This window comes from Pseudomonas campi, assembly GCF_013200955.2.
Taxonomy (GTDB): domain Bacteria; phylum Pseudomonadota; class Gammaproteobacteria; order Pseudomonadales; family Pseudomonadaceae; genus Aquipseudomonas; species Aquipseudomonas campi.
Genome location: NZ_CP053697.2, coordinates 4,252,958 through 4,269,829 on the forward strand (window position 1 = coordinate 4,252,958; position 16,872 = coordinate 4,269,829).

Annotated in this window: 7 protein-coding genes; 1 reads left to right on the forward strand and 6 read right to left on the reverse strand. The window is 65.3% G+C overall.

The genetic code is table 11. From position 1 onward, the window contains the following. Positions 1 to 192 precede the first annotated feature (192 nt). The 6 genes from HNE05_RS19580 to HNE05_RS19605 form a co-directional block, all read right to left on the reverse strand. A complete protein-coding gene (locus HNE05_RS19580; protein WP_173210497.1) occupies positions 193 to 2,547 on the reverse strand; it encodes a Hint domain-containing protein in 2,355 nt (784 codons plus the stop codon). A gap of 17 nt (positions 2,548 to 2,564) precedes the next feature. Further along, complete coding sequence (locus tag HNE05_RS19585; RefSeq protein WP_173210499.1) at positions 2,565 to 6,533, reverse strand: hypothetical protein; 3,969 nt, start codon at positions 6,531 to 6,533, stop codon at positions 2,565 to 2,567. A gap of 560 nt (positions 6,534 to 7,093) precedes the next feature. Beyond that, positions 7,094 to 9,706 carry a LuxR C-terminal-related transcriptional regulator gene (locus HNE05_RS19590; protein WP_173210501.1) on the reverse strand — a complete coding sequence of 871 codons (2,613 nt, stop codon included), beginning with the start codon at positions 9,704 to 9,706 and terminating at the stop codon, positions 7,094 to 7,096. A 373-nt stretch (positions 9,707 to 10,079) separates the two neighbouring features. Continuing rightward, on the reverse strand, positions 10,080 to 11,447 hold the full coding sequence (locus HNE05_RS19595) for a DUF1329 domain-containing protein (protein WP_173210503.1): 1,368 nt from the start codon (positions 11,445 to 11,447) through the stop codon (positions 10,080 to 10,082). A gap of 26 nt (positions 11,448 to 11,473) precedes the next feature. Beyond that, entirely contained in the window at positions 11,474 to 13,282 is a 1,809-nt protein-coding gene (locus HNE05_RS19600) for a DUF1302 domain-containing protein (protein ID WP_173210505.1), read from the reverse strand. Between the two features lie 241 nt (positions 13,283 to 13,523). Then, a complete protein-coding gene (locus HNE05_RS19605) occupies positions 13,524 to 14,888 on the reverse strand; it encodes a spinster family MFS transporter (RefSeq protein ID WP_173210507.1) in 1,365 nt (454 codons plus the stop codon). Positions 14,889 to 15,119: 231 nt separating this feature from the next. On the opposite strand from HNE05_RS19605, the gene HNE05_RS19610 reads away from it, so the two are divergent. Next, entirely contained in the window at positions 15,120 to 16,640 is a 1,521-nt protein-coding gene (locus tag HNE05_RS19610) for a FadR/GntR family transcriptional regulator (RefSeq protein ID WP_173210509.1), read from the forward strand. Positions 16,641 to 16,872 lie beyond the last annotated feature (232 nt).

The window sequence follows — 16,872 nt, forward strand, 5'->3', positions numbered from 1 at the left end:
ATACTCCGAATCAAAACGCTTGCCACCAGAGCCCCAGGGCTTTGGTTAACTCACACATGCAATAGCTAGGTGCAGCATCTTAACCAATGGAGCAGGACCGGCGATGCAATCCGTGTTTCATTGCCTCCAAATAAAACGAAGGCCCCGTGGCGCAAGCCCGGGGCCTTCGGCGTTTCTGCGTTGGCGCTTGGCCTAGTGCCCGGCGTCGCTGCGTTTGCCGCCTGCCTTGGCCGCCTGCTGGGCCTGGAAGGCCTGCAACTGGTTGGGCAGCTCCGCCATTACGGCCTGTACCAGGCTGTGCAGGTAGGCATCGGCCTGTGCTTGATCCCAGTGTGCCTGGCGTTGCTGCTCGCGCTCGATGGCGGCGCGGTCGAGCAGGCGCAGGTCGAGACGGCAGGTACCGGCAATGGCGCCCTGGGCGTCGCGCAGCAGGCCTTCGCAGCTACGCCAGCCGGTTTCCAGGCGCTCCGGCAGATAGATCTGCGTGCTGAGCGAGTTGCCCGCGCCATCCTGGCAGGTCAGCGTCAGTTTTTCCGCCAGTTCGCCGCTGCTCGCCAGTGGGCAATAGAGCACCTGGTCGACGTGTCGGGTAAAGGCACTGGAGGGTCGCTGGCCGCTTTCTTCCAGCTGATAGTGCTGCTCGCCGAGGCTCAGGTTGAGAGGGCCTGGGCTGTCGGCGAAGGCCTGGCCGTTGAGCAGGCTGATCCCGAACAGCGTGACTGCCAGGGTGTCGCCTGTGGCGTCGCCGGGTTCGCGCCAGCCCAGGGCCAACTGGGCCAGTAGCGATTCGCCGAGACTGCCCAGCAGTTGCTCGGTGAGCAGGTTGAGTTGCCAGTTGAACGAGCTGCCCTCGGCGCTGGCACGCAGGGCCGGGCCGGGGGGCTGGGCAAGCAGGCTGAAGAAGGCGCTGGTGGCGCTATGGATATCCACTGCTGGCGTGCTGCGCAGCAGGGCTGCCTGGGGCCGGTTGCGCGCCTGCTGCAGAGCGGTGGGCAGCAGTTGGCTGTGCAGAGTCAGCGCCAGGTGTTCGAGGATGGGCGCCAGGTTGGCCTGGGACAATGGGGCGATGTCGCTGTGCAACTCCTCGTAGAGGCTCTGCGCGAGTGCGAAGAAGCCGGGTGCGATCTCGGCGTGGGCGCCGATATCGGGTATTTCCGCACTGACTGCCAGATAGGTTCCGTTGCCGCCGACCAGGTAGCCGGCCATTTCCGCGCCAGGTTCCAGCAGCAGGTCATAGAGACGCTCATCGGCGCTGTCGCTGCCGGGCAGGTGTTGCACCTGGGTGACCGGATAAGGCTGCGCGCTGTGGTTGGCGATACGCAGCAGCGTGCTGCCGCTGCTCAGCGGACCGATACCCAGTACGGCCAGGCCAGGGATGCGCGCGCTCAGTTGCAGCGGGTCGATACTGGCCAGAGTGGGCTGATCCGCCTGGGGAAAGCGCAGGAAGGGGTGGGTGGCGGTGACTCCGATAGGTAGATCGTCGATGCGGTACAGCGCGCGCCCGGCCCGGAACGGCTGGGCGACCAAGGCCAGGCGCCGCGGCCCGGCGGTGGTGGCCAGTTGATCACCGGGTTGCAGGGTTTCGATTGCTCGTTCGCTGCCATCGGCCAACAGCACACCGGTGCCGGCGGCAAAGCAGCAACCACCACCACCGCTCTCGCGGTAACCACTGCCGGGCTGGCTATTGGCGGTGAACTCGTAGGAGTTTTCCTCGTTCATGCACGAAGGCCCGTAGGCGCCGGGATAGTACGTGCAGACCTGTGCCAGGATGCCGCCCCGTGCAGCGCCGGCGATGTCGTTCCAGTCGAGTCGGCGGCGGTTCGGGTCGCCGGTGGACATCCAGGTGTTGTAAGCAAGCCAGGTGACACCATCGACGTTGCCGGGCAGCACGACCTGCAGCGCGGCCAGGTTGTTTTTCACCACGCTGATAAGGCTGCTGATGGTGGCGGTCGGGCAGCCGAGCACGCTGAGCTTGACCCAGTGGTGCCACATCAGCCAGTCGAAGTTGGGCAGGCCAGCCTGGCTGTGATACTGCACGGCCAGGGCGTTGAGGTAGTTGTTGCTCTGCAGCTGGGTGCTGTAGGTAGCCAGCGCCTGGGCCTTGTCCGGGCAGTCGTTGTAGGCCTGGGTGAACGCCGGATAACCCTGTTGCAGGGCCAGGCCATAGAGCGGCATGGCGCTGTTGCTGATCTGCCCGTTGCAGGCGTTTACCGCGTTGTCGATATCCCCGGACTTGAGCTGTTGGCGCAGACCCGAGGTGATGTTGTACATCGCCTGGCACAAGGCGGCGACGGCGAATCCGGACCAGAAATCATCGTTCAGGCCGGTACTGCCCGTGACGTTGCCGGTGTAGGCGGCCGGCGTGTAGCCGGGAAAGAAAATGTCGAGAAAGCTTGGCCCGGAAGATTGGGGCCACGGCTGGGTGTGTTTGCCCGGCGTGGCTCCTTCCAGACGACTGAGCAGGGCCGCCTTGGCCAGGATCCCGACCGGATTTGCGCCGATATCGGGCAGGGCGGAGAACATCGCTTCTACAGGATCATTGGACATGGTGGCGGCCCTCCTGGTCAGGCTACGGCGAATTGCAGGTCGTCATCGGCCCGCAGGTGTGGGTACACCGGCGGGATGTAGATCTGCACCCGGATCGAGAAACTGCACTCGGCCTCGCCGTAGTCATTGGAGACGGTGAGCTTGTAGCTCTTCGCCGCCATGCCACTGGGTGTCACGCCAGCTTTCTGCGAGATGGCGCCAGTGGCCAAGTCGAACTGCAGGAAGCTCGGCAACGCCGGGTCGATTTTCCATTTACGCGGCGCGCTGCCGGGCTGACCCAGGTAAGGGGTGTTGCGCTGGTCGCGGTTGTAGTCCCACAGGTTGAAGTTGCCCATGGCCAGCAGATTGGGCGCCATGGTGGTAAGGGCCACCGTCCAGGCCGTACCGCTGCCGCCGGCGGACACCGTCTTGCCGTCGCTGTTGAGGTAGAGCTTCTTGCCCTGGTCGTTCCAGTAGCAGTTGTAGAAGCGGAACTGCGCCGCCACCAGCGCGCCCTGGCTGTCGAACTGCGGGCTGCCGACATACTCGCTGGCCCATAATTGCTGGCTGGTTTTCTTCGCATCGCTGATTGGCGGCACGGCGCTGAGCAACTGGTTGTCGTCCAGGGTGATGCTCACCAGCTTTTGCCGCGGCGTGTTGTTCACCGTCTCGCCGCCCTCTGCCAGCAGGGTAGAGAGAGTGGCGCGGCCGAGGGCATCGGAACCGAGGAAGAAGTCGGTGCTGAAGTCCAGCTTCTGCGCGCCGATGGTCAGCGAGCCGTCGTTATTGAAGGTCAGGGTCTGCTGGTAGCTGGCGTTGTACTGCAGGGCGATGCCGACCAGCTTCGGCGAGGTCTGGTTGGTGGTGCTGCCGGTGATGTTGAGGGCATCGATGGAAGCCTTGTCTTCCATGTAGAAACCGGCTTTCTTCGCCTGGTCTTCGGCGAACTTCTGGATCGGCGATTTCTGCGGACGGAAGGCCAGCACCAGCAGGATGATGGCCCCGGCAATCGCCGCAAAGGCCGCCAGCACCGCCACCCCGGAGGCGATGGAGGCCACCGCCAGGCCGCCGATGGCCTCGATGCCGAAGGCGCCCAAGCCCCATTCGCCGAGAATGGCGATCAGCTCCAGCGAGGCCGAGGCCAGCAGCAGCGCATTGCCGGCGGTTTCCAGATCGGACTCCGAGTTGGCGATGGCGATGGCGCTGAGGACGATGTTGGCCACTGCGAACAGTGCGCCGAGACGGGTGGCGATGAACTCGTCGAGGTTGCGGCCGAAGATCTTCGCCACGACGCCCAGGTCTTCTTCCGCGCCTGCGACGAGCAGCTTGGCCTCCAGCGAAGCGTCACGCACCAGCCAGCGTGAAAAGCCGTTGCTGCCGCGAGTGTTGGCCAGCTCCAGCACATCGTTGCTCCACACGCTCTTGAAGAACGAGCCCCAGGTATTTTCCGTGCGGAAGATGGTGGTGTAGGCGGTGCCCTTGCGCAGCACGGTGCCGAGCAACTGGGCGAACACCTGCGTGCCGCCGATGATCACCTGGGCCTGTTGCGCCGAGTCGAGTTTCTTCCAGTCCATCACGCCGAAGACGAAGGCGGCGATACCCACGGAAGCGGCGGCCAGGGTGATCGCCTTGGCCAGGCCGAGGGAGATCTTGCTGCTGATGGGCCAGGAGGCGGCGAACTTACCGGCCAGCTGTTCCCACTCGTAGATACCGGCGAAGGTGGCAGACAGGCTGGCGAAGGTGTCGAGCACCTCGCGCACCTGTCCTTGGGCCTGGGCCTCACGCAGTTGCCGGATCATGTCGAGGATCTGCGGATCGGTTGAGCCGCCGTACTGCTTGATGAACGCGCTGATGATCTGGTTGACGGAGTACTCGTAGTCGTCGAGGTTGCCGCTGAAGTCGATCAGCGTCGGCAGGATATTGCCGATCTGGAAGGTCTGGATCACCTGGGTGTACTGGTTGCAGAAGAACCCGCTGGGGTCGAGTACGTTGAGCACGGCCAGGTTGGTCTGCACGCGCTGGGCGAAGGCCGAGCCATCCAGGCCGGTATTGCTGTTCATCGAGATCATGCGCAGGTAGTTGAGGGCCGACGGCTGGGTCGAGTAGCGGAACATCAGGTAGGCCCAGTACAGGCTCTGTTTGCCCTTGGTGGCGGCCTCGGTGACCATCTTCACCAGGTCGTCGATCTGCTCCTGGCTACCGGTGACGGTGGCGCGGATCTGCGCGATCCAGCCGCTCAGGTCCTGGTCGATCAGCGGCACGTACTGGCCGTTGTTGTTGATCTGATCCTGGGTGAACAACGCGGTATCGGGGAACTGCATCAGCCAGCGGTTGGCGTACAGCTGCGGTGCCTGGGCCTGGTACACCTGATCCGCGGCCACCTGCTGGGACAGCCATTTGCCGGCGCGGTCGCCGTTCAGGTAGGGCGCGCCTGGGTCGTCCGTATGTGCCAGGGCGCTGCTCAGGTAGGCCACGCTGAGGCTCTTGTACCAGTCCTGCGGCAGTTGCCCGTTGGCGCCCTTGATCGCGGCGATGTTCTTCAGCGCTGAGGAGAGTACCGGCGGGTTGGGCGAGATAAATTCGCTGCGCAGCTCGGGGTCCATGTAGTACTGCAGGATCAGGTAGAAGTCCTGCATCGAGTTGTCGCGCACCACCTCACTCCAGACCTTCTTCGGCACACCATGGTCGTCGACCGTGGTCTGCTGGAACGGCGACATGCCGAGCAGGGTATGGATATTCAGCGCGGTGTCGCCCAGCAGCTGACTGTGCAGGGCGCTGCGGGTGGTGTTGATGGTCTGGCTCAGGCTGGTCTGCGGCGCGCTGAGGTTGTCGGCCAGGCGAATCAGCGAGGCCGCGCAGTGGCGCTTGCCGACCCCGCCGTGGCTGCCGGTGAGAATCTGCTCGCCGTTGGCGGAGAACTCCAGGTGGCCATTGGCGCTCAGGCCGCAGGCTTGCGCCTGGGCGCTGCTGAGGCCCTGCCAGCTCAGGCGGTTGCCCTGGATTTTGGAGCCGGCGACGGGCTGGCCATCGATCACCAGCTGGCCGTTGTGAACCCGCACCAGGCCGCGGTGCTGGCCGCTATGGTGGTCGATCAGGCCGTAGAACCCGGCGATGGCCGGGTTGTCGACTACCCCGCGTATGGCGTAAGGCGTGCCGAGGATGGTGTTCTCCCCGGTCAGATAAGCGCCCTCGAAGCTGCTGGCGAAGCCGTCAAACGTGAAGGCCATCTGGTAGGGGAACACGCTTTTCACCGGGCTGCTGCCGCGGTCGTCGGCGTTCGGGGTGACGCCCTGGTTGGCACCGAAGATCAGGCGGAATTCCGGGGTCAGCAGCAGGGTGAAGTCGTAGTCCGGTTGCGGCGCCCAGTCGGTCTGGGTCTGCAGGTCGGAGAACTCCACTAGCACATTGGGGTCGGGCTGGCCGATGAACGGGCCGTTGTCGGTGAGGCCGTAGGTGAAACGCAGTGCGCCGTCGATCCAGGTGGCGTTCTTCCAATCCGTGGAGTTCACGTCCCAGTTCAGCTTCGGCCCGCTGGCATCGCCGGACACGTACTGGCCGGCGTTGGCCGACACGGCGCAGGTGTAGGACACCGGCTTGAGGTCGATTTCCACGGAGAAGTGCGCGTCGCCACGGTTGATGTAGCCATAACCCTTGCTGTTGTCCGGCAGCAGCTCGATGCGCCCGGAGATGGCCTCGGCACCGCTGCCCTGATGCCAGCTCAACACATGGTTGTGGGGGTCCCAGTTCGAGGCCTGGCGCGCGATCGGCTGGTCGCCCAGCAGCAGGTGATCCTGGCTGCGATCCTGCAGCGCCGGGGTGAGCAGCGTCAGCAGCTCGAAGTCCAGCGGACTGCTGCCGACGAAGTTGTTCAGCACCTTGATCGAATAGGTGCGGGCGAACTGGTGACGCGCGGCGAGCAGCGCACTGAAATGGCTGTGCTGTGGATTGATGGCCCGACGGGTGCGCAGTTGCAGACGAGCCAGCTCGCTTTTGTTAATCCCTTTCATTGCATAACCTCCGAGAAGATGTATGGGCGCCCACCGCAGAGAGCCAGGCGGGCGCATGCAGCCCTGGCAGTGACCAGGGCGCAACCAAACAAGGAGGTGCACAACAGCGACCCGCGATGGAGCGCAGGCTCAGTGACAGATGCAACGGCAGATGAAGGGGCAGATCGAACCTAGGCAGGTAATGCGGAAATATGACGTCCTTTCACCCAGCAAACTCCTTGTACCCCGGCCCTGGCATCCCGTGGCGGGTGCCGCTTGAGTCGAGTGAGCGACTGCCAGTCCCCTGCAGCGCTGTAGTACATCGGTTTAGTTGAAAGAAGCGCAGCGTCAAGCCTGCTGTGCTGCGGGCAAAAAAACCCGGATAACCGCCGTGAATTTTCAGCCAGCCGCTCTGCAACGGGCATTGCGGCACTGCCAAAGCATGCTGCGGGGGCATGCCTCAAGCGCCTCCAGAGCACCGGCCTGGCGGCTGCAGGTGGCGACCCGCCTGGCCTGCACGCCCAGCACTGAATCGCTAGACGGATTGACGATAACGCCGGGCTTATTAAAAGCCTTTGGCTTCACTCCAGCCAGCCCAGCGCCTTGGCCCGCGCCACCGCCTGGGTGCGACGTTCGACGCCGAGTTTGACGTTGATCCGCCGCGCGTGGGTTTTCACCGTGTGCAGGGAGATGTACAGCTGTTCGGCGATCTGCTGGTTGGAGCAGCCCTGGGCGATCAGGTGCAGTACCGCCGCCTCGCGTTTGCTGAGCAACGACTCGCACACCTCGCCCGCCGGCAGGGGAGTCGCCGTGCCGATGTGCTGCTGACACCACTGGGGGTCGCTCAGTTGCGGCACGATGCGTTCCAGCCAGGCGCCCTGGCGCTGCTGCAGGGCGAGCAGCGGGCGCGGTTGCTGCAGGCGCTCGGCCTCGCTCAGGGCCTGGCACACCAGGGCGGCAGCGGCTTCCTTGTGGCCGGCGAGAAACTGCGCTTCGGCCAGGCTGACGCGGATCACGCCCGCCAGGCTGTGGTGACCCGCCTGCCAGCATTCGCTGAGCAATGCCTGGAGCAGCTCGACGGCGCTGTCCACGCGTCCCAGCGCCAGCTCGGCCAGGGCCAAGCCTTGGCGCACGCGCAGCTGCAGGTCGAAGAAGCCCGAGGGCGCCAGCAGCGCATGGGTCTCGAAGCGCTGCTGCACCCGCAGGAAGTGGCTGCGCGCCTGCTCTACTTCGCCCTGGTGCAAACAGAGTTCGCCCTGGGCCAGCAGCAGGACCTCGCGGTAACGCACCTCGGGCACGTGCAGCCACTGCATCTGCCGTTCGGCACTGCGCAGCAGCTGGCGCGCGCGCTCGAACTCGCCGCTGGCGCTGGCCAGTTCGGCCAGGCTCAGGTAACCGAACAGCAGGTAGGCGTCCTGACATTGCTCGGCTTCCTGCAGCCCTGTGCGCAGCGCCTGCTCCGCTTCGGCGCTGCTGCCACGACCCGCCAGCAGATGGCCGCGCATCAGCAACAGACGCGCCAGCACGGGGCCGCGCAGAGCCGCGCCCTGCAGCTGCTGCAGTGACTGCTCGGCCTGTTCCAGGGCGCGCTCGCGCTCACCCAGCATGGCCAGCAGGTGGACGTGGTCGACGCTGATCAGCGCCTCGAACAGCACATTGCCGCGCAACCGCGCCAGGCGCAGGCCCTCGTGGCTGTGCTGCTGGGCCTGGGCCAGGTCGAGTTCGGCCATGGCCTGCTGGGCCAGGGCCTGGTGGCAGAGGATGTGTTGCGACCAGCCCGACTCGTCCAGCACGGCCAGTGCTTCCAGGCAGTGCTGGCGCGCGCTGCGCAGACCGCGCTGGCGCTGCAACACCCCGGTCACCGCCTGGTACTGGGCGAGCAGTTGCTGCTGGCGGCGGGCATCGGGTTGCGGCAGGAAGCGCGCCAGCTCGGCGATGCAGCGATCCGCCTCGTCCAGGCGCGCACAGATGATCAGGGCCCAGGCCTGCAGGCAGATCAGGCGGGCGGAGCTGGAGAACAGACTGGCCGGCAGTTCGTCGCGCCATTGCAGGAACTGCGAGACGCTGTGACCGATCAGCAACTGATCCTGGCCATAGCGCTGCACATAGCTGGCAGCCACCTCCAGTTGGCCGGCGCAGAGTGCATGCTGCACGGCCTCGCGCACCTCGCCCCGCTCGGCGAACCACTGGCAGGCACGCAAATGCGCCGGCAGCGGCGGCTGGCCGCCGGGCAAGCGTTTGAGCAGGCTGGCCAGCGGACGCCACAGGCGGAACCATTCGCCGCAGCCATCCAGGCCATGCAGGAACAGCTGGCGCTGGCGCAACTCGAGGAGCAGGGCCGCGCCGCCCGGTTCTTCCAGCACGTGCTCGCACAGGGCCGCGCAGAAGCGCGGCATATGCGCCAGGGTGAACAGCGCGTGCAGCAGCGCCGGTGGCAGGCCGGCCAGTACCTCGCGCTCGAAGTATTCCTGCAGCAACGGGGTACCGGCGACCAGGCGCTCGGCGAGATTGTCCGCACTGCCGCCCATCAACAGCAGGCAGACACCGGCCAGCCAACCCTCGCTGTGCTGCAGCAGTTGCTGGGCCAAGGCGCTCGGCAAGCGCTGCTGACGTTGCTCGAGCAGGCGTTCGAGCTCTGCCTCGGTAAGCGCCAGGGCTTGTGCGTCGAGCTCCTGCAGATCGCCCTGCAGCAGCAGCCGCGGCAGGTTCCAGGCCGGGCGCCGGCGGCCGCTGATCCACCAGCGCAGGGTATGCGGGGCGCGTTCCAGCAGTTGGCCAAGGCAGGCATCCAGTTCGGCGCAGGTTTGCCGCGGGTAATCGTCGAGAATGATCCATAGCGGTTGCTCGATGCGCCCGAGCAGCAGGTTCAGTTCGGCGCTGGGCTCGCCCGGCCCGGGGCTCAGCTGCAGGGACGCGGCCAGACGGCTGAGCAACTCGGTCGGGGTCAACGGCAGGCCGAGCAGCTCCAGCCAGACCACCCGCGTACCCGCTGGGGCGCGGCGCACGCACTCGTTGAGCAGCACGCTCTTGCCGAAGCCGGCCGGGGCGCAGACCAGGCTCAGGCGGCTGTCGCTGGCGAGCAGGGCCTCACCCAGTCGCGGCCGGGCGATATGCGCGGCGGGCAGGCGTGGCAGGGCGCTGTCGTGGGGGTGCTGGCGCAGCGCCATGGGCAGAGCGCGGACACTGTCATGCATGTTCTGGCCTCGACGCGGTTGTTGTATTTGTACGGTCGATGGAACGTCAGCCGATCATACCCACTAATCGGAGGGTCACCAGCGCCTGAATATCGGCAGTGGCGCTACATCAATAGTGCCAGGGGGCTGTTCCCGTTTCGTTCGCGAACCGCGTTGCTGCGCAACCCGCAGGGACGGGTCTGTTTTTGCGCGGGACGTCGTTGCTCGACGGCTCATTTGGACGACCAAACCTCGCGCCTCGCGCCTCGCGCCTAGCCCCGCGCAAAAACAGGCTCCGTCGCGGCCGTGAACGAAACGGGAACAGACCCTAGGCGCAGCCATAAAAAAGGCGACCACCAGGGTCGCCTCAAGCCAAGGAGCAGCGGCTTTTCTCTCAGCGCACGCCGGCGTTGCGCAGGGCGGCCGGAGTGAAGTCTTTGGCCGACGCGTGGGCGCCGTATTCGACCGAATGTTTTTCCTCGTTGGCCATGCCGATGGCCACGTAGCGGCCGACGACGATGTCGTAGAGGGCTTCGAAGGCATAGCCCGGTGTCTGTACGTGGAAGTTCTGCACGGCCATGGCCTGACCGATGCGCCAGAGCTGGCCACGACCGTCATAGTGCTCGGAGGCGACTATCTGCCAGGAGTCCTCGTCGATGAAGAAGCGCCGCTTGGCGTAGATGTTGCGCTCGCCGGCCCGCAACGTCGCTTCGACTTCCCAGACCCGGTGCAGCTCGTAGCGCGCCAGATCCTGGTTGGTATGCCCGGCCTGGATGATGTCGGCGTACTTCACCTCGGGTGAGGCCAGCTTGAAGTTGTTGTAGGGAATGTACAGCTCGCGTTTGCCAATCAGCTTCCAGTCGTAGCGATCCGGGGCGCCGTTGTACATATCGAAGTTGTCCGAGGTGCGCAGGCCATCGGCAGCGGTACCCGGACCGTCGTAGGCAACCTGCGGCGCACGGCGCACGCGACGCTGGCCGGCGTTGTAGATCCAGGCCATGCGCGGTTCCTTGATCTGGTCCAGCGAGTCGTGCACCAGCAGCACGTTGCCGGCCAGACGCGACGGCGCGGTGACCCGCTGCTTGAAGAACAGCAGGGCGTTCTCGGCCTTCTTCGCCGGCAGGTCGGGCATCATCGACGGGAAAGCCACTACGTCATCGAAGTGCACCAGGGTGTAGTCGCCATTGGTCTGCGGGGTGGCCTGGACGATGTTGCGCTGCAGGTTGCCGCCGCGGTAGCGGGTGATGTGGTTCCACACCACTTCCAGGCCGTTTTGCGGAATCGGAAAGGCGTAGTAGCGGCTGTCGGCGAAGTTCTGCAGACCGTTGCCGCCTTCCACCAGCGTGGTGTTCAGCGCGCTGCGCTTGGCTGCTGCGGCGACTTCTGGCGGGACTGTCGCCGTGCGGTGGCTGGGGTAGACCGGCATCTTGTAGCTCTGCGGGTAGCGCTTGAACATCGCCAGCTGACCTTCGTTCAGCTTGTCCTGGTACTGCTGCAGATTCTGCGCGGTGATGGTGAACAGCGGCTGCTCGCCGGCGAACGGGTCACCGAGGAAACCATTGGCGTCCACCGCGGCGGCGTCCTTGCTCAGACCACCGGTCCAGGCGGGGATACTGCCGTCGGCATTGCCGGCTTGCTCCGCCCCTAACGGGGTGAGGCTGCTGCCCAGCTTGGCCGCCTCCTCCGGCGACACGGCGGCGAACACGCCGCTGGCCAGCAGGCTGAGGGTGAGGGTACTGATGAGTTGCATTGTTGTTTTCATAGTTGGCTCGTTCCCTGGGTCGCGGTTCAGAAGTTCACGCCGAAGCTGAGGGCGAGAAAGTCACGGTCGACCGCGACGTTGTAATCACCGCCGAAGTAGTCGGTGTACGACAGGCTGGCGGTATAGGTATTGCGGTACTCGGCATCCAGACCGACGCTGACGGCCTTGCTGCCTTCGTTGAACACCGGGCCGTAGCCGTCGACGTCATGCGACCAGGACAGGTTCGGCTTGAGGTTGATGCCGGCGATCACGTTGTTGTAGTCCCAGATCGCCCGGGCGCGGTAACCCCAGGAGGTGGCGGTGAAGAAGCCGTCGTCGCCGTACTCCTGCGCGGACAGCAGGTTCGACGCACTGGTGCCGTACGGCGAGCCGTAAGTCCCGTCGCGGCCGTAGCGCAGCTCGTCCTGGCTCTCCAGGGCGCCGATGCGGGTCACGCCGATTTCACCGGCCAGGGTCAGGCGATCGGCACCCATGACGCGATCGAAGAAGTGGGTGAAGGTAGTCTGCGCCTGGGTCACTTCCTTGCGGTTGTAGCCCCGGTGCAGGGCCTCGGCCTGGGCCAGCGCGCCGGCGACGCCACCACTGGCCAAGCCGCCGGCAACGCTGCTGGCCAACCGGCTGGTCAGGTCGGTGGTGTTGATCTGCACCGGCATGTTGGGCCGGTAGCTGATCTCGCCCGACCAGGCGGTGCCGGTGGGCAGCGAGGTGGCGAAGCTCAGGCCGTAGAGGCGGATGTCTTCCGGATACTCCAGGTAGTAGCTGCCGCTGCCGAGCAGGATCGGCTGGGCCAAGGCCCCGCCGGCTGTGGTCAGGGCATTGCTGATGCCCGTCGCATTGGCGTTCTGGTAGCCAACATTCGGTGTGCGGCTGTGGTAGTTGAGGAGGTAGGCCGCGTATTCGGTGTCGTCGCCGAGCCAGCGCAGCGCCAGGCCGAACTGCCCGGAGTCGCGGGCGTCGCGGTCACCGCCGCGCGGCACCACCAGCCCCTCCGGCTCCACGGTCACGCCGAGGCCGGCCAGGGTCGACTGGAAGCCGAGCAGGGTCTGGATGCTGCTGAGGCCGAGGCCGTTGTAGTTGGTATCGCAGCCATCGGCGACCACGTCGGCACTGGAAAAGAAGGTGCCGCAGTTGTCGGCCACGGTCTGGTCCCACTCCAGCTGGTAGAAGGCTTCCATGCTCAACTGGTCGGTCAGGGTCTGCGACAGGTAGAGCATGTTGACCGGGATCAGCCCTTCCTTGATCTCCGAGCCGGGGCGGCGCAAGGCAGCGGCATCGATCGGGTTGATGGCGTTGATGCTGTTGCTGATGAAGGTGCTCTCGCCCCAGCTGACCACCTGCTTGCCCACCCGGGTCGAGCCCGGCAGATCGCCGATGGCGTAGTTGTGGTAGACGAAGGCGTCGAGAATTTCCGCACCGGATGATTGCGCACCCTCTTTGCGGTTGTGTTCGTCGATGTCCTTGAACAGGCGCTGCTCGTCCTTCAGTTCGAAGTCGTACCAGTACTTGCCGCGCACGAACACGCCGCTGTCGCCGTACTTCAGTTCGAGGTCATGGATGCCCTTGAAGATCTTCGAGAAGGTTTCGCCCTTCTTGAAGTTCAGGCGCCCGTCGTCGCCGGTCTGGGTGAACGCGCTGCCGCCGTTGGCCGTACCGATCAGGTCCGGATCGGCGCTACGCATCGACCAGCTGGCGCCGACCGACAGGGACGAGTCGAGCTGGCCCTCGATCTCGCCGATGTTGAAGGTAACGGCCTGCGCCGGCGCGACAGCACCGAGGGCGATGGCCAGGCTAAGGATGTGTGGCTGGAAGATTCCGGGCCTTGTTGTTTTTGTCATGCGGCTCTCCGATGTGAGTAAAACTGTCCAGCACCCTAAACAGGGGATGACACTCGGATAAGCGCCCGAAGGTTGGATTCGTGCCGTAGCCCGAAAGTATGAATAGCCCGGTGGCCAGGGCATTGCGCGCCATCAACACGGCGCTGAATGCAGCGCTATCAGCCAGCCGTCCCAAGCCCGTTCAGCGGGTATGAAAAAGCCCCGCATAGCGGGGCTCGTGGGGTGGTCGGCAGCGCCGCCGCTAGGCGGGCTTGAGGCGGGCCGGCGGGTTGTCGGCGACCGATCCCGGGTTCCATTGCTGCAGACGCAGCAGGCTCTCGCGATAGGGCTGCAGACTCATTCTCAGCAGCACCACCGAGGCCAGCACCGCCAGCGTGGTGACGATCAGCAGCGAATAGCGCAGCGCCTTGTCGTCGGCAAAGACGAAGTCGGTCACCAGCGCCACCGCCGTCGGCCCGATCCCCAGGCCGATCAGGGTGATGACGAACAGGTAGATGGCCGAGGCCTGGCCGCGCATCGAGTTGGGCATGATTTCCTGGATCGCCGCCGGTGCCACGCCGAACGGCATGCTCAGGAAGAATACGGTCGGCGCCAGCAGCAGGGCGGCCCAGAAGGCGCTGCCCATCAGCGGGAACAGCACCACCAGCGGCAGCGCGCCGAGGGCGGCAATCAAACCGACGCGCATATTGGCGTCGCTGTGCCCGCGCTTGACCAGCAGATCGGCCAGGCGTCCGCCACAGACGATACCCAGGCAGCCGAACACGGCGACGATGCTGCCGTAGACGATGCCCACCTGGCCGGCATCCCAGCCGTAGGTACGGATGAAGAAGCTCGGAATCCAGGCCGCGCTGCCGTAACCGGCGAAGGCCAGGCCGGCGAAGCCGAAGTTGTGGCACAGCACGGTGCGCCGGTTGCTGCGGATATAGCGCCCGACCTCGGCCAGCGGCACCGCCACCCCGGCGCCCACGCCGCGCCGCACAGGCTCGCGCACGGCGAGCATGAGCAGGGTGAACAGCACACCGGCGGCGCCGAGAATGAGGAAGATCAATTGCCACGGACGCACCTCACCGAGCACCGGCAGCACCAGGTCGCCCTGGGCCGAGGCGAACTTGATCACCAGGCCACCGAGCAGGAAGGCGATGCCGGAGCCGAGGTAGACGCCCATCGAGTAGACGCTGATGGCCGTCGCCCGACGCTCTGGCGGGAAGCTGTCGGCAATCAGCGAATAGGCCGCCGGCGACAGCGCCGCCTCGCCCACGCCAACGCCGATGCGGCAGATAAGGAACTGCCAGTACAGCTTGGCCATGCCGCAGGCGGCCGTGGCCGCACTCCAGAACAGCACGCCGATGGCAATCAGGCCGCGCCGACTGCGGGTATCGGCCAGGCGCCCGAGAGGGATGCCGCAGATGGTGTAGAACAGCGCGAAAGACAGGCCCATCAGCAGGCTCATCTGCGTGTCGCTGATCACCAGGTCACGGCGGATCGGCTCCACCAGCAGGTTGAGAATCTGCCGGTCGATAAAGGACAGCACATAGGCCACCATCAGGATGACCACAGTGGTCCAGGCGGACAGACCGGAGGGGTAGCCATTATTGTTGTTGGGCATTGGCATGCTTCCTCGACGCCACAGCACGGCGCGGATCGGGTTGAGTGTCACGCAGCTTAGGTCGAGATAAAGGCGCATGAGTATCGCCCTAAGGTGTTATCAGCGAGTTGAATTGGCGTGATGCCCTCACGCGAATGACGGAGCCTGGCACATCGCCAGCAATGGCAAAGCGCTTACAAAATCGATTAAAAAACTCTACTGTGGCGCCTTTCTCCTGGATCAGGCACAAACATGTTGACTCCAGTTGCTACCGATTCGAGCCCAGCACTCAGCCGCGTGCATGACCTGCGCCGGGCCGCGCTGAAGCACAGTGGGCGCCAGGCCAAGCTCGCCGAGCTGGTGGCCGAGGCGATACAGCAAGATATTGCCGCCCTCGGCTGGCCCGTCGGCAGCCTGCTGGGCTCCGAAGCCCAGCTGATGGAGCGCTACCGGATCAGCCGCGCTACCCTGCGCGAGGCGATCCGCCAGCTGGAGCGCAACGGCGTGGCCAGCATGCGCCGCGGTGCCGGTGGCGGCCTGATCGTCCGCCAGCCCGCCAATGACTCTGCCGCCCTGGCCCTGGCGACTTATCTGGAACTGACCGACGTCAGTTTTGCCGAGCTGTTCGAAGCCCGTGAGCTGATCGAATGCCTGATCGTCAGCCATGCCGCCGAACAGCTCAGCGATAGCGACATCGGCCGCGCGCGGCAACTGATCGACCTGCTGCGCCATACGCCGCCCTGCAGCTTCAACGAAGAACTGCAGCTGCACGGCCAGGTGCGCGAATTCATCTGCCAGGTGGCCGCCAACCCGGCCATCAGCCTGATCTACGTGGCGCTGTGCTTCGTCACCATCAATGGCCGTACACCGCAACGGGCGCACGTGCGCGCCAAGCTGGAGCAGGCCTTTATCACGGGCCGCCAACTCAAGCTGGAGTTGCTCGAGTTCATCGTGGCCGGTGATGCCCAGCGCGCCCAGGACAACGTGCGCGACTCGCTGCGCCAGCTCCGCGAGCTGATCGTCGAGCTCAGCGGCAGCCTGCAGCAGGGGCCGACATCCGACATGAGCAGCCTGCAACTGGCGCCTGATTTCGCCATCCGCAAGGTCTACGAGAAAACCGCTCACCGCCTGGCGGTGGTGATCGCCCGCAGCATCGCCAATTCCGGCTTGCGCGCCGGTGCCCGCCTCGGCGCCGAACCGGACCTGCAGGCCCTCCATCAGGTCAGCCGAGCCGTGCTGCGCGAAACGGTGCGCACCCTGGAACTGCACGCCATCGTGCGCAGTCGGCGCGGCCAGGGCGGCGGGCTGATCGTGGAAACGCCCGATCCGAGCTACACCATCAAGCTGGCGCTGAATTACCTGCGGCACAACCAACTGCCGCGGCACTACTTCTACTCGGTGTGGAAAACCCTGCAGCTGGCCGCCGCAGGCCTGACCGCGCAACGCCTGGATAACGAGGGCCGCGCGCGCCTGCAACAGCTGCAGGCGGCCACCGCGGCAGGACGCCTGGCCACCTCCCGCGAGCTCGACCTGTGCATTGCCGAGCTGAGTGGCAACCGCGCCCTCGCGCTGTTTTCCCATGTGTTTGGCGCCATGGCCGAGCACGACCCGCTACCCGCCGCCCTGGCGGACAAGCTGCGCGACAGCCAGACGCAACGCATCCAGGCCTTGCTGGCGCGCGATCCGAGCCTGGCGCGGCGCAGCATGCTGCGCTACTTCCAGCTGCTGGAAGGGGCGTTCGACGCAACCGCGCCGGGCGGCTCAGCAGGCTGAGGAGCGCCGCTGGCGGGCAGTGTAGGTCCGCGGTGTTGGCGCGGCATGAAAGGCATCGCGGATACATCCACCCCATCAAACTATAAATAACTAATTGTTTTACATATAAAAATTAAATCTGCATGGAGACTTGTAGGAGCCAGCTTGCTGGCGATCCCAGCAGGTCAAAAGCATCGCCAGCAAGCTGGCTCCTACAGAAGCGAGGCGGGGCGGCTGACCGGGTGCACAGGCG